General features: G+C 42.8%; 23 protein-coding genes. 14 read left to right on the top strand and 9 right to left on the bottom strand.

Annotated features, from left to right (window positions below; translation table 11 throughout):
- Positions 1-2: 2 nt before the first annotated feature.
- The gene (locus NMG48_RS16485; RefSeq protein WP_126387152.1) at positions 3-326 is read right to left on the bottom strand and encodes a DUF1825 family protein; all 324 of its coding nucleotides are present in this window, start codon (positions 324-326) and stop codon (positions 3-5) included.
- 153 nt (positions 327-479) lie between these two features.
- Complete coding sequence (locus NMG48_RS16480; RefSeq protein ID WP_271252547.1) at positions 480-734, bottom strand: hypothetical protein; 255 nt, start codon at positions 732-734, stop codon at positions 480-482.
- A 277-nt stretch (positions 735-1011) separates the two neighbouring features.
- Between NMG48_RS16480 and moeB the strand changes: the two genes are divergently transcribed.
- On the top strand, positions 1012-2184 hold the full coding sequence (gene moeB / locus NMG48_RS16475) for a molybdopterin-synthase adenylyltransferase MoeB (protein ID WP_271252546.1): 1173 nt from the start codon (positions 1012-1014) through the stop codon (positions 2182-2184).
- A 140-nt stretch (positions 2185-2324) separates the two neighbouring features.
- On the opposite strand, the gene NMG48_RS16470 is transcribed toward moeB, so the two are convergent.
- Complete coding sequence (locus NMG48_RS16470) at positions 2325-3221, bottom strand: branched-chain amino acid ABC transporter permease (RefSeq protein ID WP_271252545.1); 897 nt, start codon at positions 3219-3221, stop codon at positions 2325-2327.
- Positions 3222-3434: 213 nt separating this feature from the next.
- Here NMG48_RS16470 and NMG48_RS16465 point away from each other — a divergent pair, with 213 nt between their 5' ends.
- A complete protein-coding gene (locus NMG48_RS16465; protein ID WP_271252544.1) occupies positions 3435-5447 on the top strand; it encodes a serine/threonine-protein kinase in 2013 nt (670 codons plus the stop codon).
- 37 nt (positions 5448-5484) lie between these two features.
- Here the strand turns inward: NMG48_RS16465 and NMG48_RS16460 are convergent, their stop codons facing one another.
- The 6 genes from NMG48_RS16460 to NMG48_RS16435 form a co-directional block, all read right to left on the bottom strand.
- Positions 5485-6825 carry an SLC13 family permease gene (locus NMG48_RS16460; protein WP_271252543.1) on the bottom strand — a complete coding sequence of 447 codons (1341 nt, stop codon included), beginning with the start codon at positions 6823-6825 and terminating at the stop codon, positions 5485-5487.
- A 113-nt stretch (positions 6826-6938) separates the two neighbouring features.
- The gene (locus tag NMG48_RS16455) at positions 6939-8693 is read right to left on the bottom strand and encodes an ABC transporter ATP-binding protein (protein ID WP_271252542.1); all 1755 of its coding nucleotides are present in this window, start codon (positions 8691-8693) and stop codon (positions 6939-6941) included.
- A gap of 168 nt (positions 8694-8861) precedes the next feature.
- Complete coding sequence (locus NMG48_RS16450) at positions 8862-9227, bottom strand: Rieske (2Fe-2S) protein (protein ID WP_271252541.1); 366 nt, start codon at positions 9225-9227, stop codon at positions 8862-8864.
- A 157-nt stretch (positions 9228-9384) separates the two neighbouring features.
- Positions 9385-10683: a serine hydroxymethyltransferase gene (glyA, locus tag NMG48_RS16445; protein ID WP_271252540.1), complete on the bottom strand. Its 1299-nt coding sequence runs from the start codon at positions 10681-10683 to the stop codon at positions 9385-9387.
- Between the two features lie 138 nt (positions 10684-10821).
- Positions 10822-12042 carry a DUF2252 domain-containing protein gene (locus tag NMG48_RS16440; RefSeq protein WP_271252539.1) on the bottom strand — a complete coding sequence of 407 codons (1221 nt, stop codon included), beginning with the start codon at positions 12040-12042 and terminating at the stop codon, positions 10822-10824.
- A 58-nt stretch (positions 12043-12100) separates the two neighbouring features.
- Complete coding sequence (locus NMG48_RS16435) at positions 12101-13408, bottom strand: hypothetical protein (RefSeq protein WP_271252538.1); 1308 nt, start codon at positions 13406-13408, stop codon at positions 12101-12103.
- A gap of 417 nt (positions 13409-13825) precedes the next feature.
- On the opposite strand from NMG48_RS16435, the gene NMG48_RS16430 reads away from it, so the two are divergent.
- The 12 genes from NMG48_RS16430 (at position 13826) to NMG48_RS16375 (ending at position 22540) form a co-directional block, all read left to right on the top strand.
- Positions 13826-15115 carry a glucose-1-phosphate adenylyltransferase gene (locus tag NMG48_RS16430; RefSeq protein WP_271252537.1) on the top strand — a complete coding sequence of 430 codons (1290 nt, stop codon included), beginning with the start codon at positions 13826-13828 and terminating at the stop codon, positions 15113-15115.
- 105 nt (positions 15116-15220) lie between these two features.
- Entirely contained in the window at positions 15221-15862 is a 642-nt protein-coding gene (locus NMG48_RS16425; protein ID WP_345961283.1) for a bifunctional 4-hydroxy-2-oxoglutarate aldolase/2-dehydro-3-deoxy-phosphogluconate aldolase, read from the top strand.
- A gap of 34 nt (positions 15863-15896) precedes the next feature.
- A complete protein-coding gene (gene ruvX / locus NMG48_RS16420) occupies positions 15897-16325 on the top strand; it encodes a Holliday junction resolvase RuvX (RefSeq protein WP_271252535.1) in 429 nt (142 codons plus the stop codon).
- Between the two features lie 238 nt (positions 16326-16563).
- Complete coding sequence (locus tag NMG48_RS16415) at positions 16564-17118, top strand: DUF3727 domain-containing protein (protein ID WP_169361606.1); 555 nt, start codon at positions 16564-16566, stop codon at positions 17116-17118.
- Positions 17081-18172: an endolytic transglycosylase MltG gene (gene mltG, locus NMG48_RS16410; protein ID WP_271252534.1), complete on the top strand. Its 1092-nt coding sequence runs from the start codon at positions 17081-17083 to the stop codon at positions 18170-18172. Before NMG48_RS16415 ends, mltG begins: the two co-directional genes overlap by 38 nt.
- A 162-nt stretch (positions 18173-18334) precedes the next feature.
- The gene (locus tag NMG48_RS16405; protein WP_271252533.1) at positions 18335-18670 is read left to right on the top strand and encodes a cation:proton antiporter subunit C; all 336 of its coding nucleotides are present in this window, start codon (positions 18335-18337) and stop codon (positions 18668-18670) included.
- Positions 18667-20112 carry a cation:proton antiporter gene (locus NMG48_RS16400; RefSeq protein WP_271252532.1) on the top strand — a complete coding sequence of 482 codons (1446 nt, stop codon included), beginning with the start codon at positions 18667-18669 and terminating at the stop codon, positions 20110-20112. Before NMG48_RS16405 ends, NMG48_RS16400 begins: the two co-directional genes overlap by 4 nt.
- Positions 20109-20504: a Na+/H+ antiporter subunit E gene (locus NMG48_RS16395; protein ID WP_271252531.1), complete on the top strand. Its 396-nt coding sequence runs from the start codon at positions 20109-20111 to the stop codon at positions 20502-20504. The genes NMG48_RS16400 and NMG48_RS16395 overlap by 4 nt, the downstream gene beginning before the upstream one ends.
- Positions 20501-20785, top strand: coding sequence for a hypothetical protein (locus NMG48_RS16390; protein ID WP_271252530.1), 285 nt, complete (start codon positions 20501-20503; stop codon positions 20783-20785). The genes NMG48_RS16395 and NMG48_RS16390 overlap by 4 nt, the downstream gene beginning before the upstream one ends.
- Positions 20786-20787: 2 nt before the next feature.
- Positions 20788-21087, top strand: coding sequence for a monovalent cation/H(+) antiporter subunit G (locus NMG48_RS16385; protein WP_271252529.1), 300 nt, complete (start codon positions 20788-20790; stop codon positions 21085-21087).
- 64 nt (positions 21088-21151) lie between these two features.
- Complete coding sequence (locus NMG48_RS16380; protein ID WP_271252528.1) at positions 21152-21823, top strand: DUF4040 domain-containing protein; 672 nt, start codon at positions 21152-21154, stop codon at positions 21821-21823.
- 57 nt (positions 21824-21880) lie between these two features.
- Positions 21881-22540, top strand: coding sequence for a Na(+)/H(+) antiporter subunit B (locus tag NMG48_RS16375; protein ID WP_271252527.1), 660 nt, complete (start codon positions 21881-21883; stop codon positions 22538-22540).
- The last annotated feature ends 64 nt before the right edge of the window (positions 22541-22604 follow it).

Below are 22604 nucleotides of genomic sequence, written 5' to 3'. Positions count from 1 at the left end.
GCCTAGCTGTGGAGTTCTAGTTCAGACTTCATTCTTTCTAAAGTCAAATTCATCTGGTCGAACATTTGCTGTGGGGTAATCCCAAAATTACCTAACTGAGTCTCCAGTTGTTTTAGGGTCATTTGAGCCATAAAATCATCGGACAGTTCAAAACGCTTCATAAAAATTTTATAGCGATCCATCATCTCTTCCATCTTTTCAATGAAGAGGATTTTGCCTTCGCGATCAAACTTGCCATAACTACCACCAAGCTGCGTCAATGCTTGATAATCTTGGAATAGATTACGTGCTTCGTCTTGGACAATCTCAGAATCAAAAAATGCCATTTTAACTCTCTGTCTTACTTACATCTATTTTTATTTACATCTATTCTAATTTTACAAGCTGACTCAACTTTACAGAAATTATCCGAAGTGGGGATATCACACCCTTACAAAAGAAATCGCGCAAAACACGATTTCTTTTGCGCGATTTTTTGTTTAGGTCATAATCGGTACAGCGCGATCGCGTTTACGTGGTAAATATCTGACTGAAAGACGCTTTAAACCAACTTTCTCTTCAAGTTCGTGAATATAATCAACGGCTTCACCCTCATGCTCACGACTGTCAAGGGCTTCTAATAAACTAATAATCTCGTTATCTAAACCGGGCTGACCAGTAAATAAGTGCATGAGAGTTTCGGAACTATCATCGTCAGGGTAAATCGGAATGTAGTAGATGTAAGGGGTATCCATAAGCTCCATAGTACTGCGTGGATTTAGTAACGCTCTAAATAGAGTATAAAACCCCATAAGCTCTGCAAAAGCTTGTTTAGGTACTTAGCAATAATTGGTAATCTAAATTTTTGTAAATCTTAGATCGTAGTTATAGCAGTTAAACTAACCGCAACAAACATACAACATTGCATTAAAGCGTAAACTAGGAAACTACAATAGGAATATAAAAATACGCCAAATCAGCATAAGCGATCTCCTGATCTCCTATGCAAAACAAAGTGCGATTCATTTAATCATGCTCAACCCAGACCCAAATTCGATTCAACTTACTCAAGATGACTACGAACGCTATTCGCGTCACCTAATCTTGCCTGAAGTTGGGGTAGAAGGACAAAAACGACTCAAGGCTGCTAGCGTACTATGTATCGGTACGGGTGGCTTGGGTTCACCTTTGTTGTTATACCTCGCTGCCGCAGGGATCGGACGCATTGGCATCGTAGACTTTGATGTGGTGGATACCTCTAACCTTCAACGTCAAATCATTCATAGCACTAGTACAGTTGGTAAACCTAAGATCGAGTCGGCAAAAGCGCGGATCTTGGAGATCAACCCCTATTGCCAAATTGATCTGTACAATACCCATCTATCTTCAGCTAATGCTTTGGAGATCATGGCTCCCTACGATATTGTGGTTGATGGTACGGATAACTTCCCCACACGCTATCTCGTCAATGATGCCTGTGTATTGCTAAATAAGCCTAACGTCTACGGCTCAATTTTTCGCTTTGAAGGACAGGCAACGGTCTTCAATTATGAAGGTGGTCCTAACTATCGCGATCTCTATCCAGAGCCACCACCACCCGGACTAGTACCTTCCTGCGCTGAAGGTGGAGTTCTAGGGATTTTGCCGGGGATCATTGGTGTGATCCAAGCCACGGAAACCGTCAAAATTATTCTCGGACAAGGCAATACCCTGAGTGGACGTTTGTTACTTTACGATGCCTTGAAGATGTCTTTCCGCGAACTCAAGCTACGTCCTAACCCAGTACGTCCTGTCATTGAGAAATTGATCGATTATCAGCAGTTCTGTGGTATTCCCCAACAAAAAGAAACTGAAATGGAAGCACAAAAGGCGATCGCCGAAATTAACGTCAAAGAACTTAAAGAGATCATTGATGCTGGTGCATCGGATTATCTAATCATTGATGTGCGTAACCCTAATGAATGGGAAATTGGCAAAATCCCTAATACCGTGCTAGTGCCTTTGCCAGAAATCGAAAATGGTAATGGTGTAGAAAAGGTCAAGTCTTTGCTCAATGGGCATAAGTTAATCGCGCATTGCAAAATGGGTGGGCGATCGATGAAGGCTCTTGGCATTCTCAAGCAAGCTGGCATCGATGGGATCAATGTACAGGGTGGTATTAACGCATGGAGCGATCAAATCGATCCTTCGGTTCCCAAATACTAAAAACGCATTTCTTTTGCTATAGCAATGTAAGTTTTGCTTAGGACATAAACCCCAAATAAGTGAAGGCGGCACGAAGTGCCGCCTTCACTTATTTGGGGTTTGAACAGATAAAAAAAGAGGTTGCTTAGCAACCTCTTTTTTTATCTGTTCAAAGTTAATTCATCTTTATTGCCTAAAATTCCCTGTGGTCGCCAGAGCATCAGGATAATTAAGGTCAAGCCAATTAAAATTAACTGAATTGCTTCAAATCTGCCACCATCGGCACGTATTTGTTCAGGGAGAAATCTGGGTACAGCATTGTAAAACTGAAATAATGCTGCGCCAAGGATCACGCCAAGGTTATTGCCAGCACCGCCAATGGTCACGATTGTCCATGCTTGGAATGTAATCAGGGGAATAAAGTTATCGGGATAGACCGTGGTTAATTGCCAAGCATAGAATGCACCTGCCATACCACCGATCGCACCACCGATCGCAAAGGCTTGTAACTTATACCAAAATACATTTTTGCCCAGCGCCTTAACCACTTCCTCATCTTCACGGATCGCTTTGAGGACTCTTCCCCAAGGCGATCGCACTAGCCATTCCAAGCGCCAATAAATGATCGCCACGACAACTATTAATAGGGCAGCTAGAATAAAGGAATAGTTCTGACGAGCCACAATATTGACCAGTGGAAGCGGAAAGTCCTGTACGCCACCTGTACCTTTGGTCAGCCATTCTTCGTTATTGACAAAGAGGCGCACCATTTCCGATACACCAATGGTGACGATACCAAGATAATCCTCGCGCAGTTTGAGTGCTGTGCTGCCAATGAGGATGCCGAGTAAACCTGCGATCGCGGCGGCTATTAAAAAAGCAAGGAACCAAGGCACACCATTGAGGCTTAGTAAAACGGTGGTATATGCACCGACAGTCATAAAGGCAACATGCCCAAAATTGACTAATCCTGCGAAACCCCATTGCAGATTGAGTCCAAGACTAAATAGAGCAAAGATTGCTGCATTGATAACAAGTGTTGTGATGTATTCGATCATGAATTATTCGGTAACAAGGTGCTAAGCAATCTTTTTGCTTTTATGGGCTTTTTATAGGCTTAAGGACATGCCGTACAACAAAGAACCCGATTTTTGTGGCGTGGCGAAGCCGCGCCACAAAAATCGGTTCTTTATTAAATCGCATAACCCTTACGATAAATTTGACTGCGCTAGAGATTATAGTAAGTCTAGACTGGTACGCTTTAAAACACCATGCGTCTATGTATTAATCCGAAATGTCCAATTCCTGACCATCCCGACAATGACAATTATCCAACTTGTCAAGGATGTGGCTCGGAGTTGTTAATCGATGGTTGCTATACGGTAACTAAATTATTGAGCGACTCTGGGGGCTTTGGAGTCGTATATGAAGCTGAGAATCCCGCAGGACAAACCAAGATCCTCAAAATCTTGAAACAGGATTTGAATGAGGATAGCAAAGCAGTCTCGCTGTTTCAGCAGGAGGCTTTTGTCTTGGGGCAAATCGAACATGCGGGAATACCAAAAATCGAAACCTATGTGCATCACACCTTGGAAAATGGCAAGATGCTGCATGGGATCGTTATGCAAAAAATTGAGGGGGTGAATCTTGAACAATGGATCAATCAGCGTGGCAGGCAACCGATCGCTCAAAAAAGAGCGATCGTCTGGCTACGGCAATTGGTAGAAATTCTGGCGTTAGTCCATAGCAAAGGCTATTTCCATCGTGATATTAAACCAGCGAATGTGATGCTGTCTCCATCGGGGCAACTAGTGTTGATTGACTTTGGGACTGCTCGTGAGGCAACCCACACCTATCTTGCTAAAATTGGCGGTATCCAAGGAGTTACCAGTATTTGCTCAGTGGGATATACATCCCCTGAGCAGGAAAAAGGCTTTGCCGTGCCGCAGTCTGATTTCTACTCCCTCGGCTGCACGATGATCCATCTCGTGACAGGTAAATATCCCCTTGACACCTATAATCCCGATCGCGATGTCTTGGAATGGCGATCGCACGCTCCTGAAATTTCTGAAGAACTAGCCGATCTCATTGATGCTTTGATTGCTCATAAGCCTAGCGATCGCCCAATCAACTGTGAAGCCATCTTAAAGATTCTCAAAGAGATGGAACAACTTGAAAAATTAGCTCCTAGTGGTAAGACTAACGCTAAACGAAAATCAATCAAGAAAGCGATCAAGGAGTCCACCCGTAAAGCAACTTCACCAGTTTTGCTAACCATATCCGTAATAATTGCGGCAGCCTTGGGATTGGGCATTGGTACTGTTATTAAAGTCTCAGCTATTGGTGAAGAAATTAGTTTTCAACTGCCGATTTTTCAACAAAAACGTTTAACCCCCAAAAGGGCTTTATCGGGACATACGGACAATATTCAGAATTTAGCCCTAAGTCCTGATGGCAAAACCATTGCTAGTGCTAGTGACGATGGTACAGTCAAGTTTTGGGAGATGGAAGGTGACAACAGCAATTCCATTCGCGAGATTAAAGATCAAGGTGGTTGGGTACGTGCGGTAGTATTTATCTCTGATCTTCAGATTGCCACCGCAGGTCAAGATAAAAACATCAAAATCATCGATCTTGCGTCAGGTAAAGTCGTCAAATCCTTAATTGGTCATACCAATCTGGTGAATAGTTTAGCGATCGCAACCGCTAGTGATCTGTTGGTCAGTGGTAGTTATGACAATACGGTCAATCTCTGGCAAATCTCTACTGGCAAACTGTTGCGATCTCTCAAAGGTCATACTGATAAAGTTTTGGGGGTTGCCATTTCGCCCGATGGCAAATACGTCGTCAGTGCTAGTCGGGATAAACACTTAAGGATTTGGGATGTCAAAACGGGAGAAACCTTAAAAATTCTTTCAGGACATCTATCGGATGTTACCTGTGTGTTGATTACGCCTGATGGCAAGAAGATCATCAGTGGTAGTAATGACAAATCAATTCGGGTGTGGGATTTTGCTTCAGGCAAGCAGCTATTTATTTTAACGGGGCATGATGAAATGATTGGGGCGATCGCAATTACTAGTGATGGGAAATATTTAGTAAGTGGGGATAAAGATAGTAGAAACTCCATTCGTCTATGGAATCTGCAAACTAGAGCATCGATTTGGAATTTAATTGGTCATACGGACTTGGTAACTTCTCTGATAATTACTCCCGATAATCATAAATTGATTAGTAGTAGTCAAGATAAGAGCATTGATATTTGGGAACTGCCTCAACCTTAAGTTTAGAAATGCTTTCTCAGAGAGAGGGGAAGCATTTCTAAACTATCAAAAATCTGAGCGTGACATAGATCGTTGCGGCAATCAATTGCAAAATCATGACGGGAATGCCATAGCGCAAAAACACCTTAAAGGAAATGCGTTTGCCATGCTGCTCGGCAACTCCAGCCGCGACAATATTAGAGGAAGCCCCGACTAAAGTTCCATTGCCTCCCAAGGTTGCGCCATACATCATGGCATAGAAAAGTGGTAATACTACGCTGGGAAATTGTCCTGCAAAATCGGTCGCAAGTACTTCAGGGCTGGCTAAACCGACATTAACGACATATTGCTTAAGCAATGGAACCATCGCCACCACAAGAGGAATATTCGGAACTACACTGGAAATTAATCCTACAAAAAAGATTAAAGAGATAGAACCAAGGGCAATATTTTTTCCTAATACGATTGCTAAAACTCCAGACATACTGGCAATTACACCTGTTTTCTCTAAGCTGCCAATCAGCACAAAAATACACATGAAGAAAATCAGGGTACTCCAATCAACATCTCGCAAAATATGCGGTACGGTATCCATTTTGCTATGGTGAGCTAGCATGAGAGCGAGAGCAGCTCCGAGCAAAGCAACAGTTGCGGGTGATACGGGAACTGGTAAGGTTTCGCCAATCACAAAAAATGTCAGCACAAAGGCAGTAATAATTGCGCCAATAATCAGAGTGCGGGGATGATTAATCTTGGGATGAGGAAGACGTTCAAGATTTTCTAACTTCTTATTCCAGATTTTGCGAAATAGGAAAGGCAAAATTGCCACAATCACACCAACAGCGATCGCGCCCCCAAGACTAAGTTTCATGAGATAGTCTACAAAACTCATATTGATGGCATCACCAACAATGTAAGTAGCGGGATCGCCAACGATGGTAAGCAAGCCTGAGCTATTCGCCACAAATACCATCAAAATCAACAGTGGTACAAAATCTACGCCGATTTCCTGTGCCATTGGTGGAATTAATGGTGCAAGTAGCATCACCGTAGTGGCATTAGGTAAAACGGCACAGATCGGTGTGGTGATTGCGACTATTCCTAATAGCAAGCGATCGCCTCTTCCTTTGGCAAGAATCACCATCTGGGTGGCAAGGTACTCAAAGACCTTTGTAGGTTCAAAGGCGCGTACCATCACCATCACACCAAAGAACAGCCCCAACGTACCGTGACTTTTGCCGATATAGCCGATCGCCTCAGGCATAGTTATTACGTTAGTAATAATCAGAAGCAATGCGCCAAGAAAAGCGGCTACTACAAAATGTATCCATTCAGTAATCAGTAAAAAGATGACACTTATGAAGGTCGCTAGGGATACTATCGCTTGCCAAGTTAACATTTAGGTTTCTGCGATTTAATAAATAAGGAACCAGATTTTTGGCGGTGCAGCTTTGCCGTATCACCAAAAATCTGGCTCCTTATTTTATGCATATCCTTTAGCCTAAGTCTCTATTAGCGAAGGGAAACTTCAAGTTTATGTTGATTCCAGAGTTTTTGATAGAGCGACGAATCGGCGAGTAATTCGGCGTGATTGCCTACTTGGACAATTTTGCCTGCATCCATCAAAATAATGCGATCGCAAGTTGAGGCAGCCGATAGATTATGCGTAATAAAGAGAACTGTTTTGTTGCGCGGCAAATTACTTAAAATTCCCGTTGCTGTTTGATTGTCAACACTAGACAGTGCATCATCTAGTACCAAAATCGGCGTATCCACTAGCAAGGCTCTAGCTAAGGCAGTGCGCTGTCTTTGCCCACCAGATAAGGTAATTCCACGTTCACCCACCAGTGTATCGTATTGCTTAGGAAATTTTAAAATTTCCTGCTCAATACGAGCTTGATTCGCGAAGTTTTCTACTTCATGATCGTAGGCTTGGGGTTTACCATAGCGGATGTTGTCACGCATGGTGGCACTGAATAGAAAACTATCCTGTGGTACAAAGGAAATGATTGATCGCAAGTCTTCGATCCGCATTTTGGTAATATCCACCCCATCGATAAAAATTTGATCCGATGGAACTTCCACTAAGCGCATCAAGGCACTAGCTAACGTGGATTTTCCAGAACCTACCGTTCCTAAAATTGCGACCGTTTCTCCTTGATGAATCATAAAACTGACATGATCAAGGGCAGGTTGACTCGCATTAGGATAGGTAAAACAGAGATCTCTTGCCTCAATTTTGCCTGTAACTTGCTCTTTGTTGAGGGCGATCGCATTGGGTGGATCGATGATCGCAGGGGGGATATCGAGAATACCCTGAATTCGCTCAATGCTGACGATACCCCGTTGATAAGTCACCATCACAAATCCCAAAATCGCTGTTGGGAAGATCAAGCGTTCTACATAAATGATTAGTGTTAGTAGATCACCAATCTTAAAAGTAGTATTGGCGGGGTTAGCGAGCTTTTCGCCACCAAACCAAATCAATACTAAAAAGCTAATACTGGCAATACCACCGAGTAATGGAAATAAAATATTACGACTACGCGCCATGCGTAAATTGGCATCGAGCAAGCGATCATTTAGCTTACCAAACGCATCCCGTTCATTCTGCTCCTGTGCATAGGTTTTAATCAGTGCCATGCCATTGAGATCTTCTTGGAGCAAGGAACTAACCTGCGATAGCTCTTCCTGCACTTCTAACTGCTCATCGCGCAACTGACCACTAAAGCGCTGCACGATCGCTAACATGATCGGATACACCGAAATTGATAGCAAAGTTAATAAAGGGTCAATTGCCACCATTGCTGGCAATGTCAGGCTATAGACAAATACTGAGTTGATGATACTGAGTAGTGCGAACCCCATCAAGCGGCGAATATTCTCGACATCGCTGGTGACAATACTGATCGTTTCCCCTGCGGAATTGTTGGCAAAGTAGCTTGGGGGGAGCTTGAGTAAATGCTCGAAAATTTGCTGCTTGAGACTAAACTCGATTTTGCGCCCAATTCCAAAGATCCAGACGCGGGATGTCATGCGGATGCCCCACATCAATGATGACAAACCCGCAATCAGCCACACGTAATTCATCAGGTGATGAAAATCCCCAGTTTTAATCTTACCAAGATCGTCAACTGCACCCCTGATCAGTGAAGGAATATATGTACCCAGAATATTTGCCAGTAGTAGGGCAACTGTGCCAATAGCTAAGTCACTCCAGTAAGGACGGAGATACTTTTGAAGATTTTGAAATTGCGATCGCGCCATAATATATCCATACTACTTTATTTTGGCAAAAGCTTTCCTAGCAAGCCTTTGAGACAATGATGGGCGACGCTTAGCGTCGCCCATATTCAAAATACTTGTAGTGCTAATTCAAGGTAGCATTTTTCCAGCAAGATGTTTTCCTGCCAAAGAAGGGGAAACAGCTTGTGATTAAGCATCAATAAATAGATCTTCACCTTCTTGGGTAACAGTGAAGCTAGCAACATCGGTAGAAGATTTGCCCATCGAAACAATCTTCTTGGCAAAATCGGGCAAGGGAATACCTACGACAGAATCTACCCACTCGACGTTTTTACCAGTGCAGATCTCAAACTTAGAACCATGAAAAGGACAAGTAATGACACCATTTTCAAATTTACCCTTAGCTAAAGGCAGTCCAAGGTGAGGACATTTGTTAGCGATCGCGCAATGTTTGTCTCCAACTTTTGCCACGATCACTGATTGACCATTAGCACTGGTTTTCAAGACCTTGTCAGCACTGACATCTTTAGTGGTAGCGATTTTGACTTTAGCCATGACTAGATACTCCTGAGTATGAAAGATTTGTAAAGTTTTTTAAAATAACGATCAGATCATACAGGATTGAATGTTTCGAGTTGGAGTTGCAACCTACACCTTTAGATACAAATAAAAAAGCTAGGAGGCAAAGCCCCCTAGCTTTTTTTATTTGACTTTAAACTGCTAAGGCAGGTTCTTTATCAGCAATCGTGGGGTAATCCAATTCAGGATAGAGAGGGAAGCGATCGCATAGAGCTTGAACTCTTGCAATACAATCCGCTTGGACGGCATCACTTTCAGGATTGAGTAAGCGATCGGCAATGATATTCGCAATTTCGCGGAAGTCAGCTTCCTTGAGACCACGAGAGGTCATTGCAGGAGAGCCGAGACGCAAACCACTGGTGACAAAAGGCGATTCAGGATCGAAGGGAACTGTATTTTTGTTAGCCGTGATATTGATACCGCTTACTAATAGGTCAGCAACCTTACCAGTCATACCAATGGAACGTAGGTCAACTAGCAGCAAGTGGTTGTCAGTGCCATTAGAAACTAATTTCAAACCACGTTCTTGTAATTGGGCAGCAAGGGCTTGGGAGTTAGCAATTACTTGTCCGCAATAGGTCTTGAACTCAGGACGCAAGGCTTCACCAAAGGCAACAGCTTTAGCGGCAATCACATGTTCGAGGGGACCACCTTGCGATCCAGGGAAAACCGACTTATCAAACTTTTTGCCGAGGGCTGCATCGCGAGTCATGATCAAACCACCACGGGGCCCGCGTAGGGTTTTGTGGGTAGTAGTGGTGACGACATCACAGTAGGGGATGGGATTAGGGTGATGACCAGAAGCAACTAGCCCTGCAATATGGGCAATATCTGCCATCAGATATGCACCGACTTCATCAGCGATCGCTCTAAATTTCGCAAAATCAATAATCCGAGGATATGCGGAATAACCACAGATGATTAATTTGGGCTTGTGCTGCAACGCCAAATCACGAATCAAATCAAAATCTAGCTGCTCAGTTTCTTTATTTAAGCCGTAATGGACTTTGTTAAACCACAGCCCTGACACATTCACGGGTGAGCCGTGGGTCAAATGTCCACCGTGGGACAAGTCCATACCCAAGAAAGTATCCCCTGGTTTAAGCAGGGTGAGAAATACGGCAAAGTTTGCCTGTGCGCCAGAGTGGGGCTGGACGTTTGCATGGGCAGCACCGAATAATTCTTTGATGCGCTCGATCGCGATCGACTCGATCTCGTCTACAAATTCACACCCCCCGTAATAGCGTTTAGAGGGCAAACCTTCGGCATACTTATTGGTCAAAACTGATCCCTGCGCTGCCATCACCGCAAGGGAGGTAAAATTTTCGCTGGCAATGAGTTCGATATTGTTGCGCTGTCTCTCGATTTCTTTACCGATAAAGCCTGCGATAGTAGGATCGGATGCGGCGAGGAGGGAAAACAAATTGGTCATTTTTCTGAGCTTCTGTGCTGATTGTCTGAATGATTCGGTCTAAGGCGGTGCTGGGTTAGCATTAACAAAAACACCCATTTACACGCATTAATTTATGCTAACACGCGCCGATCTCAAGAATGAGCTAGAGGCAATGTTCTATTTGTCATGACAAAACTCTTGCCAATCTTGATGAACTTGCTGGCTATATGACTTAGCATATTCCATGACTTCATTTTTCCATTGAGATTGGTTTGCAAAATCAATTAATTCATCAGATATAGCAGAACCCTGTCTACCACTACTCCGCAAATGTGACCAAGCAACTACCTGTCCCAAAGCCTGCATCAATTCTTCAGACTGTTCTAGTTGATCATCCCATTTTTTGATTTTTAAGTGATCCGTTGGACTTTGAGTAGATTGCAACTCTCGCAATACAAAAGAGTCTTTACCAATGGTTACAGTCTCTAGCCATGCGCTTGGTATCGCTTGCGATCGCATTTGAATTGACACAATGCGATCGGATGCATTATTCCATTTTGGTTGCTCCCAAATAACATAGGGTTCTAAGGACGAAGGCATTGATTTTTTTAGATCGATGAGATAGTTCTCATCGGGGGAACCTTTACCTTCCACCAACACAACATAACGCTCAAGCCCTAAACTTCCTTTGCCCGCAATCCGTTGTGCCACATCTAACACCTTAAAGAAATCAGGATTAGACTGCTTAGCCGCAAACACTTTCATCGCATCTTTTACTTTCTGTTTTTTCTTTTCAGAAATCTCTTGTGCCTTACATCCATCAAGCTTAATTGCTCGATTTTTTTTGTCTTTACTTAGATCCGTGCGTTCTTCAAGGATTTCTTTGCGTTTGACTTCTGTTTTGCGAGATAACAAATCAGCGATCACCTTAGGAGCAGTATCGGCTCCCATCCAATAGGCTTTCCCCTCAATAATCGTTTGGGCATAGACATGGAGAAATTTCTGACAAAGCTCTTCCGCCAATGATTGCTTGACGGAAAACGTTTGACAGGCAACAAGAATACTTGTCAATAGTCTTGTAATATCCCAAGTACATGGGGCTAGTACTGCTTCATCAAAGTCATTGATATCAAAATAAACGTGACGATTATCCGCTTTATAATTCCCGAAATTCTCAATATGTAGATCGCCGCATATCCATGCTAATGGAGCATTTTTAAAACAAGAAACAATGGGTAAATCTTCATAAAAAAGATGACAAGTTGCTCGAAAGAAAACGAAGGGATTTTCTTTATCTTCCCGCATTGCGGCATATTTGGCTTCGAGCAGATTGGGAATGGGATCTCTCGATTTACTAGCGTTAAATTGCAGAATGCGATCGCGAATATTGCGACTCATAAATAATCCCTCCAAAATATATATGCCTAAAAATAAGCCCTGCTAGCAGGGCTTATTTTTATTGGGCTTTACTGATTCCTGTATAGATATTCTCATTAACTAATCCTAACCAAGGATCACTAGCAGGTGTCAAAAACAGTTGATCGTAGACGCGCCGATTGAGTGTTGTTAACAGGTTGGTATCACCAGTGATAAATTCACCATTAGCAAACCAGTTATGGATTTGGGCATGAAATACATATTCATTACGAACTGTATCCTGCGCGATCGCCTTTTCAAAACTATTCACCACGGTACGCATGGAGGCAGTAGGTGAGAGCTTACGTTCCATCACTTTTAGACTACCTTGATCGAGATAGACCCGATTTTGATAAAGACTTGCTAATCTTGCCCAATTAGCATCACTGAGTTTGTCAAAGGGAGAGGTGGGATTGAGTTCAGTTAAGGGTTCACCAACGGTACGGCTTAATGTTGGCAATTCCACCATCATTTTGCCCACTGTTAACCGACTAGCAAGAGCAGCACTAGCTTTAGGATCTGTCACTGCTAGAGGTAGTAATGGCTGTAGCGGCAAGCGTAAGCGTGTTAAATCGGCTCGCCATTTTTTCTCTAACTTGGCATAGCGATCGCGATGGTATTTAACTACCACTTCACGCCGGTTCACATTATTAGTTTGCAGCGATCGCGCGACACCTTCAGCATCCTTGAGATTGTCTATAAAAGCCTGTGGGCTATATAACCCCGGAATCGCATCAATGGGACGACCTTCACTATCAAGAATGTAATGAATACTATTACCCGTAATCGTTTGCTCTAGCTTGCGACCATCCCCAAAATCAATCGTGACTTTGGGGACAGGGCGCTCTGACTGCCAATGCAGAATAAAGCGATCGCGCAGTAGTTGCGATACCTCCGCATTAGGATATAGAGCAGTGCGGAAAAATCGACTATTAGCACAACTCAATTCATCGGCGAGATTACCAAGTAAACGCAGAGACAAAATTGGTTTGCCAGTTTCTTTAGAAGCAGTCTTTGCAGCTTCCAAATCCTTGTACCAATATAAGCGGGAGGCATCACAGTCCTTTTGCTGACAAATGGCATCTAAAGTAGCTCGTAATTGTGAATTATTGGGCAAATCTTTTTGGTAGGCAGTCCAAAATACATCCACCCCTGCATTTTTAAATTCCCGTAATTTGGCGATCGCCTGTTGCGATGTGGTTTGATCCTTGGATGCTGCTTGCTGGACAAGGTTTTCTAAAATGGGCTGTTCAGCTCTAGCCTGCGGTGTAGCGATGTTTGTTAAAGCGATCGCCCCTAAGCCAATGCTAATCATCCATGAATTAGCCGACATTTTCTTTACAAGCATCTTCAGAATTTTCCTAATCGCATGATTGTAACTTTACCCCGCTCGACGTATTTATTGTTCATATTGTTCCTATAACAATCCTAAATGGTTTGTGGAAGTGCACCCCTTCGGGATGCACTTCCACAAACCCCAAAATCTACATGCTATATAAACCTTTGTTATAGATGCGAAGAATTGCCTTGCGTCCATAAAAGGTTTTGAGGTTTAGATTTTTGGTGACGTGGCAAAACCACGCCACCAAAAATTGGTTCTTTAATTTTGCTGCGCTTCTCTAGCCTATTACTTTCAGGAGTCTCAACTTTTTTGATTTATGGGCATTGTGTTCTTACATCACTTGCAACGATCCCCGCAAAGATAGACAATGTTTGCATTCAGAAAAGTAAGCATATAAAAAAGCCAAGATAATCCGAAGAATTTATGAAAAACGTACTGGCTATTATTCTGGGCGGTGGACAGGGAAGCCGACTATATCCCCTCACAAAAACACGGGCTAAACCCGCAGTCCCCGTAGCAGGAAAATATCGACTGATCGACATTCCTGTGAGCAACTGTATCAACTCAGGTATTGAAAAAATTTATATCCTGACACAGTTTAACTCCGCCTCTCTCAATCGCCATGTCAATCAGGCCTATCGTCCAGCGTCCTATTCTGACGGATTTGTAGAAATTCTTGCGGCTCAACAAACCCCTGATAGTCCAGATTGGTTCCAAGGTACAGCCGATGCAGTACGTCGCTATGCGTGGCTTTTAGAATCATGGAACGTAAGTGAATATTTGATCCTCTCTGGCGATCATCTGTACAACATGGACTATGAAAAATTTGTCAGACATCACCGCGAAACAGGCGCTGACATCACCCTATCTGTATTACCTGTCGATCAGAAAAAAGCATCTGCCTTTGGTTTATTGAAAACTGACAGCGAAGGCAAAGTTATTAAATTCCTTGAGAAGCCTAAGGGTGAAGCTCTAGAGGGAATGCGAGTAGATACCACCAAGCTTGGCTTAGATGCTACTGAAGCGATCGCTAATCCATTTATTGCGTCGATGGGTATCTATGTCTTTAACAAACAAGCAATGATGAAATTGCTCAGTGATAATCCAGAATATACAGATTTTGGTAAGGAAATTATCCCTGCGGCAATTCAAAACTTGAATGTACAGGCATACCTATATTCTGGCTACTGGGAAGATATTGGAACCATCGAATCTTTCTATCAAGCCAATCTTGACTTAACTCGTCATCCTGCTACTGCCTTTAATTTCTACGAGACCGAAAAGCCCATCTATACTCGCGCTCGTTATTTGCCACCTAGCAAGGTTCATGATTGTAAAGTTAAAGATTCGGTCATTGGTGAAGGCTGTATTCTCAACCAAGCAACCATTACTAACTCAGTAGTTGGTATCAGAATGCATATCGAAGCCAATTGCACAATTGAAGATACGCTACTGATGGGTTGTGATTTTTATCAACCACAGGAAGAGCGTGCTTCCGATCTTGCTACTAACAAAGTGCCTATGGGAATCGGCGAAAATACAATCATCCGTCGCGCAATTATCGATAAAAATGCACGAATTGGTAAAAATGTGCAGATTATCAATAAAGATCGCGTCCAAGATGTCAATCGTGAAGAACAAGGCTATTGCATTTGCAATGGTATCGTTGTCGTCGTTAAAAATGCTGTGATCCCTGATAACACCATTATCTAGATCAATCCAATTTTTGAAAGTGCTGCTTTGTAGCACTTTCAAAAATCATGTCCTTATGCCATGATCTGTGGCAGTTAATTGGATCGTCCTTTTTTACAAAATCCTGTGAATCCTTGGCTCAGTTTGTTGCAGCAGCATCGCATTATTGCCGTTATTCGGGCAGATAATGTCAGTATTGCTAGAGAAATGGCACTTGCAGCAGCGGCAGGGGGAATTAAGCTGATTGAAATTGCATGGAATACCGATCGCGCTGAATCATTGATTCCTAAGCTGCAACAGGAACTACCAGATTGCAAAATTGGTACAGGCACGGTTTTAGATCTTGAGAATGCTGAACGCGCGATCGCCTGTGGATGTAGCTTTCTATTTACGCCCCATACCAATCCTGAACTCATTGCTAAGGGTTTAGAAAATAATATTCCTGTAATTGCAGGGGCTTTAACCCCGACAGAAATTATTACGGCTTGGCAAGCAGGCGCTGCTGCTGTCAAGGTTTTTCCAATCAAAGTTATTGGTGGTGTGGAATATATCCAATGCTTACAACCAGTAATACGTGATATCCCTCTCATTCCTACAGGTGGAGTTAGTCTCCAAAATGCCGATAAATTTCTAGCGGCAGGGGCGATCGCAGTAGGTATCTCTAGCCATTTATTTTCACCAGAGGTGATCGCTGAGGATGACTGGACAACAATTATTTCGCGATCGCAAGCTTTAATTCAAAAAGTTCAACCATTTCAGGCGGGATAAGTACCATGAAACGCCCCTTATCCCTAGAAGATTTATGCAGTATGCAGCACTAGGACTAGATGTAGGTCGCAAACGTATCGGCATAGCTGGATGCGATCGCCTTGGCATCACTGTCCATGGCATTACCACAATTATCCGTAAGTCATGGCAAGACGACATGGCAGAACTGCGATCACTGATTCTTGAGCGCAATATTGACACCCTCGTAATTGGCTTACCTTATAACATGGATGGATCGTTAGGCTATCAAGCCAAGCAAGTCCAAAAATTTGCCAATGGCGCAGCGAAACATTTAGGTATAACCGTAGAATTTGTCGATGAACGCCTTACTTCCTATGAGGCTGAAGAAATAATGCGATCGCAAGGTATTTCCACTAGAGAAAACAAAGCGATGATTGATCGTAAAGCCGCCGCCATTATCTTGCAACAATGGTTAGCCATCAAACAGCAATCAATTAAGTAGAGTCATGGTGCTTCGCACCATGACTCTACTTCCAGTTTTTGTTTTACTGCAAATTTCCACAAAAAATGATGGCAGTGCTTCGCACTGCCATCATTTTTTGATCAAGCATTCCTATAGAGCTTGTTAGCGTCTCTAATTTTTTGTCCCCTTTGCTGTCATAATGCTTAAGAGCGCCAAAAGCCTTATATAAGAGGGTTTCTCTGAGCTAGTAGTGCTATAGGATACAAAAAAGCAATCTATGGAAGGATCGACGATTGTACTCACGGATGAAACAGGTAAGAGCTTGCCTTGCACTGTCGAAACCAAGTTTAAAGTGGACAGCACCGAATACTTGTTGCTGCAACCAGTTGACTTTTCTGTGCAAATCTTTGCATGGCAAGAAACAGATGACGAAGAAGAAACTGAATTAGTCGATGTCACCGAAGAAGAAATCGATTTAATTTTCTCAACTGCTCAAGCTGTTTTATCGGAACAAAACCTTACGTTACGGCGCTCTGCTTACACATTAACAGTTTCAGGTGAATTACCTGAGCCAACTGAAGAAGATATCATCGAAATTGATACTGAAGAAGATGGTAATTGTGGCGAGTTCCAAGAGCTAGCCCACTTCTACTATGAAGAGCAGGCTTTTTCTGTATTTACTGCCCTTGACCCTCTAATGTTTATTGCCAAGGTGGGAGATGATGGTCAACCTGAAGTTCTTACCCCTGCGGAAATGGCAGCCCTTGAGCCTTATGTGGAGCAATATCTAGACCATGTCCTCAGCACAGAAGATGCCGAAGAAGAGTTCTAATTGGCTGTTTTATGGTGTTGCTTTCCCACTAACGATTTTATTTACTGGCCTAGTCAGTAGCTCTTGGTGGATTTGGGCAAGTGCTGCTCCTAGCACCTTTGGAGCAAAAGTCAGACTTACTATACCTGACGGGATGCCAACTCAAATGATCGCCCAAGAGCTAGAAGCCGCAGGCGTAATTCGCTCTAGCTTAGCGTTGCGCCTGTGGCTACAATGGCAATCTTTGCGAGGTAGTGAAGCAGTCTCCTTGCGATCGGGAACCTATGATTTCTCCACTAACCAATCTTTGCCAGAAGTCGTTGCCCAGATCCAAACAGCGAAATTGACAGAAGTTCGCTTCACAATTCCTGAGGGTTGGTCGATCGCTCAGATGGCAGATCTATTTGAGAAGCAAGGTTTTTTTGCAGCAAAGGACTTTGTGGCAGCAGCTCAACGCACTAGCCCCAAGCGTCGTCCTTGGCTACCTGAGGATATCCCCAGTTTAGAAGGATTTCTATTTCCTGATACCTATCAAATTCTGCCATCGGAAGCAACTCCAGATCGAATTATTGATCTGATGCTTGATCGCTTTGAGCAAGTAGCTTTACCTGTTTACAAAGACAATCAATCTGGTAAACCAAAGGTTAAAGTTAGTCTCAAAGATTGGGTAACGCTGGCGAGTATTGTCGAAAAAGAAGCAGTAATTGATTCAGAGCGTCGCATTATATCGGGGGTTTTCTGGAATCGCCTGAAAAAGAATATGCGCCTAGAGTCAGATCCCACCGTGGAGTATGGCTTAAATATTAAGCAGACTCCCGAAAATCCACTGACACTAGATCAGGTGCGGACATCTTCGCCCTATAACACTTATCTCAATGAAGGTTTACCTCCGGGGGCGATCGCTTCAGTGGGATTAGCTAGCCTTAAGGCAACGCTTGATCCTGCCAGTACTGACTATCTGTTCTTTGTGGCTAAATATGATGGCAGTCATGTCTTTAGCCGTAATTTAGAAGATCACGAAAAAGCATTACAGGCGATCGATAAAAAGATCCAACAAAAAACACCAAAACAATAAGCAAAAAAAACTAAGAGAGAGTCGCAGCGCTTTGTGCTGCGACTCTCTCTTAGTTTTTTATAGCAGCTATATATAGAGAATTTTCTGGGTTTAATCGGAGTGTAAAAGCTACATAAAAGCCTAAAGTAAACTCTATTAGTAATACTGTCAGAGAAAATTGATGTGTTAGAAGCCTTTGTTCTTGCAACTATACTCTGTGGCTTTTTAGGAATTATTCTTAAAAAGAACCTTGTTATGAAAATCATTTCTATGGATGTGATGAGTACGGGCGTAATCGCCTATTTTGTAGTAATTGCATCCCGACAAGGAGTATTTACACCCATCCTTGGTGATATCCCAAGGACTAACTATGCTGATCCAGTACCTCAGGCTGTAATTTTGACAGCGATCGTGATTGGCTTCTCAATTCAAGCCTTGATGTTGGTTGGGGTGATCAAACTCGCACGCAATAATCCCACATTGGAAATTCATGAGATTGAGAAGAGTGATTTGTTATGACTTTTCTAACTTTGCTCTGGATTGTCTTGCCGTTTTTGGTGGGATTCATTATCTATATATTTCCAAAGTGCGATCGCATTTTGGCTTTAGTCGGTACATTTGCGTCGGCACTATACGTGATTCCTCTGTTTGTCCAGCAAACACCGATCAACTTACAATTGCTCGATAACTTTGGTGTGACCTTGGTTCTTGATCCCTTGGCAGGATTTTTTATCTTGACCAATGCTTTGGTCACGGCAGCCGTGATTATTTACTGCTGGAATAGCGATCGCACCGCCTTTTTTTATGCTCAAGTCATATTGCTGCATGGCAGTATCAATGCGGCTTTTGCCTGCTCTGACTTCATCAGTTTATATGTGGCTCTAGAAGTAATTAGCATTGCCAGCTTTTTATTGATTGCCTATCCCCGTAGCGATCGCTCCATTTGGATTGGTTTGCGCTATTTATTTGTCAGCAATGTCGCCATGTTATTTTATTTAATTGGCGCAGTGTTGGTATATAAAGCCAACCATTCCTTTACTTTTAGCGGACTGCGAGGCTCACCTCCCGAAGCGATTGCCTTGATCTTTTTAGGGCTGTTAGCCAAGGGCGGCATCTTTGTATCAGGACTATGGCTGCCATTAACCCATGCCGAATCCGAGTCACCAGTCTCGGCACTGATGTCGGGAGTAGTCGTAAAGGCGGGAATTTTGCCATTAGTGCGTTGTGCATTATTGATCGAAGAACTTGACCCAATCGTACGCATATTTGGGGTTTTAACAGCCCTACTTGGCGTTTTTTTTGCTGTGTTTGAGAAAGATGCCAAGCGGATGTTAGCCTTTCATACCATTTCGCAGTTAGGTTTTATCCTTGCTGCACCAGAGGTTGGCGGCTTCTATGCGCTCACCCATGGCTTAGTCAAATCGTCTCTATTTCTAATTGTGGGCAATTTGCCTAGCCGTAACCTCAAAGAATTGCAGCATCAGCCTATTCCTACCCAACTCTGGATACCTTTGGTGATTGCTAGCTTTTCCATTTCTGGGTTTCCCTTACTATCTGGATTTGGGGCAAAAGTATTAACTATGGAAAATCTTCAGCCTTGGCAGGTGATCGGCATGAACATTGCAGCTTTAGGTACTGCGATCTCCTTTGCTAAGTTTATTTTCTTGCCCCATAACCATCAAGCTCAATCAGGGATTAAAGCACCCTTGCGGGGTGAGTTTTGGGTAGCGATCGCCATTTTATTGGGTGGCTTGTTTGTGGCAAATGCCGTTTACTATGAAGCCTATACTCTGGAAAATGCCGTCAAACCTCTGGCAACGATCGCGATCGGTTGGATAGCATATTGGCTAATTTTTAAACACGCTGTGGTCAAATTTTCCACGTTGTTCGAGGATTTTGAGAATCTGATTGGTGTTATGAGCCTGACGTTAATTCTACTGTTCTGGATGGTGCTGGCATGATTGGACAATTTATTTTGCGAATCGTGATCTGGTTTTTGTTAACCGCTAATTTAAGTATTACCAATATCATCATTGGTGTAAGCATCTCTCTGCTCATGCCCTATTACCGATCGGAAGCGATTCAGTTTAAGGATGTTATTTATGGCATCAAAAAGATAATTGTGGCAGTTCCTCAAGCCTATATCGAAGCAATCGAGATGATCTGTCAACCCCATAAACATGAAGAAGTGATTATGGAAAAAGCTAAAAATCGTCGATCAGCAGCCCTAGTTTTCTTGGATATTTTCTTGATTACTTTCACACCTAAAACTGTTGTGTTGAGACATCAAGAAGATGACTGGTATGTGGTGCATCATGTTGTGCGGCGCATCCAGAGGAGGCGTAATTCATGAATATCGATCTATCTCCCAATTTTGTATTAAATTTTGTCGTCGGCGCAATGGTTTTGTCTTTACTAATTCCCCTTTATCAGGCTTGGAAATACGATGGCGATATTTGGGAAATTATGCTTGCTTTTTCTAGTATTGCTGCCAAATCCGCAGTGATGATTTTAGTAATCGCAGTGTTGCGAGACGATTGGATGATTGGCGTAATCGGCGTGATTATTTTGAGTGTGGGTAATGCAGGATTTATGCTCCTAGCCCATATCATTCAACGCACAGGAGAGCTATAACCATGTCCATAACCATGACAACGTTAGTCCATATCCTCAGCTATATCTGTATTCTAAGTGGATTAGTATTCTGGTTTTGGGGAACCTCAGCTTTACTAACAAAGCGATCGGTACTTTTTAAACTTCATAGCCTTTCGGTATCGGACACCCTTGGCTCGATCGCGATTATATTCGGCTTAGTTTTACTTCGCCCCAAGGAGTTGCCATTACTGATTCTGGCAATTATTTCCTTAGCTCTATGGAATACGATGCTGTGCTATGTGCTGGCGTACTGTTCTAGCAGTACGACTAAGAAGAAATAGATTCGTTGCGTTGCATTAACACGTCCTAAAAACAATTAAGCATTCCCCCAGATTAGAACAGTAAATGATTAGTAATTACGATGGTTATGTCTATGCGATCGCAGTGCTGCTACCAATATCAGCATCAATGTTGGTGTTCCAAACTAATCCCTACAAAGCTCTAGTTATTCGTGGCATTTTAGGAGCAATATCAGCGCTAGTCTATACTATTTTAGGCGCGGCGGATGTAGCGCTGACCGAGGCTCTAGTCGGAGCTTTTTTAGCGACAATGCTCCAAGCGGTTGCGGTACGATCCTCTTTAGTATTGCGTTTGGGTGTGGTTGAGGAGATGGCGATCGCTCACGATTTAGAAGAAGAATTAGATAAGATCGATCTTCCCTTTGAGCAATTAGAGCAAAAAGAATTACAACAACCTGAGCAGTTTGACGAACATTCGGTTATAGATAATGGAATAGATCAAGATTATGCCTCTATATCTAATTTTGAGAAACTGATCGATATCCTCAAAAATACTTTCAGTAAATACTATATGAGAGTTGAATTAGTTCCCTATGAGAACGAAGCAGAATTAGAACAAGCATTAATTGATAAGCTTGTTCATGCCACTTTGCATGATGCTGAGACTCAAGAAGTTAATCAAGCCAGATTCTATCAAATCAAAATCCGTTTGCGTCGGCTTTATGAGATTATGCAAGCGAATCCAGATTTGGCTAATGTCCAATTAATTCGCATCTAGCGGTTAATTTTGCGATAACTCTAAACTCCTACCATCTTAATTACTCCCCCAAGAACAATGAAATGGATTTATATAATCGCAGGGATTGCTTTTTTTATAAAAATGCTATTCCTGCCCAACCCCGCGCCTAGTTTGCCTTTCTCGATTGTCGAGGTGATCGCCCAAGATAGTGGTGTGAGTAATGTCGTATCAGGAATCATTTTTCGCAATCGCCTCTATGACACCATTTTTGAAGTAATTGTCTTTACGATCGCAATTATGGGGGCAAACTTTTTACTTGCCAATGAGAAACCCTTTACAAGGATTTACCAATTTACCGATCAAACTTCGATTGTCCTTGCTCAATTGGGAGCTACTATTGCGGCATTGGTAGCGATCGAGTTAGCAATTCGTGGGCATCTCAGTCCAGGAGGAGGCTTTGCCGCAGGTGTGGCAGGTGGAACGGCGATCGGCTTGATTGCGATTACTTCTTCTCCAGAGAGACTTCAGAACCTGTATAAGCGATGGTACGCCGCAACTTGGGAAAAGATATCGGTTCTAATTTTTATTGTTTTATCAGTAATCACACTTTCTGGCATAGAACTACCCCATGGTCAAATGGGAGAGCTAATTAGTGGTGGCATCATCCCAATTCTGAATATGCTTGTTGCGATTAAGGTGGCGCTAGGCTCATGGTCAGTTGTTTTAGTCTTCATTCGCTATCGTGGCTTGCTATAGCACTTCATGCTACTGGGGCAATTCTGAGTTAAGATATTCTTAATTATTTAATTAAAACACTAAA

This window comes from Pseudanabaena sp. Chao 1811 (assembly GCF_027942295.1).
Lineage (GTDB): Bacteria > Cyanobacteriota > Cyanobacteriia > Pseudanabaenales > Pseudanabaenaceae > Pseudanabaena.
The sequence above is the reverse complement of the archived record's forward strand: the minus strand, read 5'-3'. Positions and strand labels throughout refer to the sequence as shown.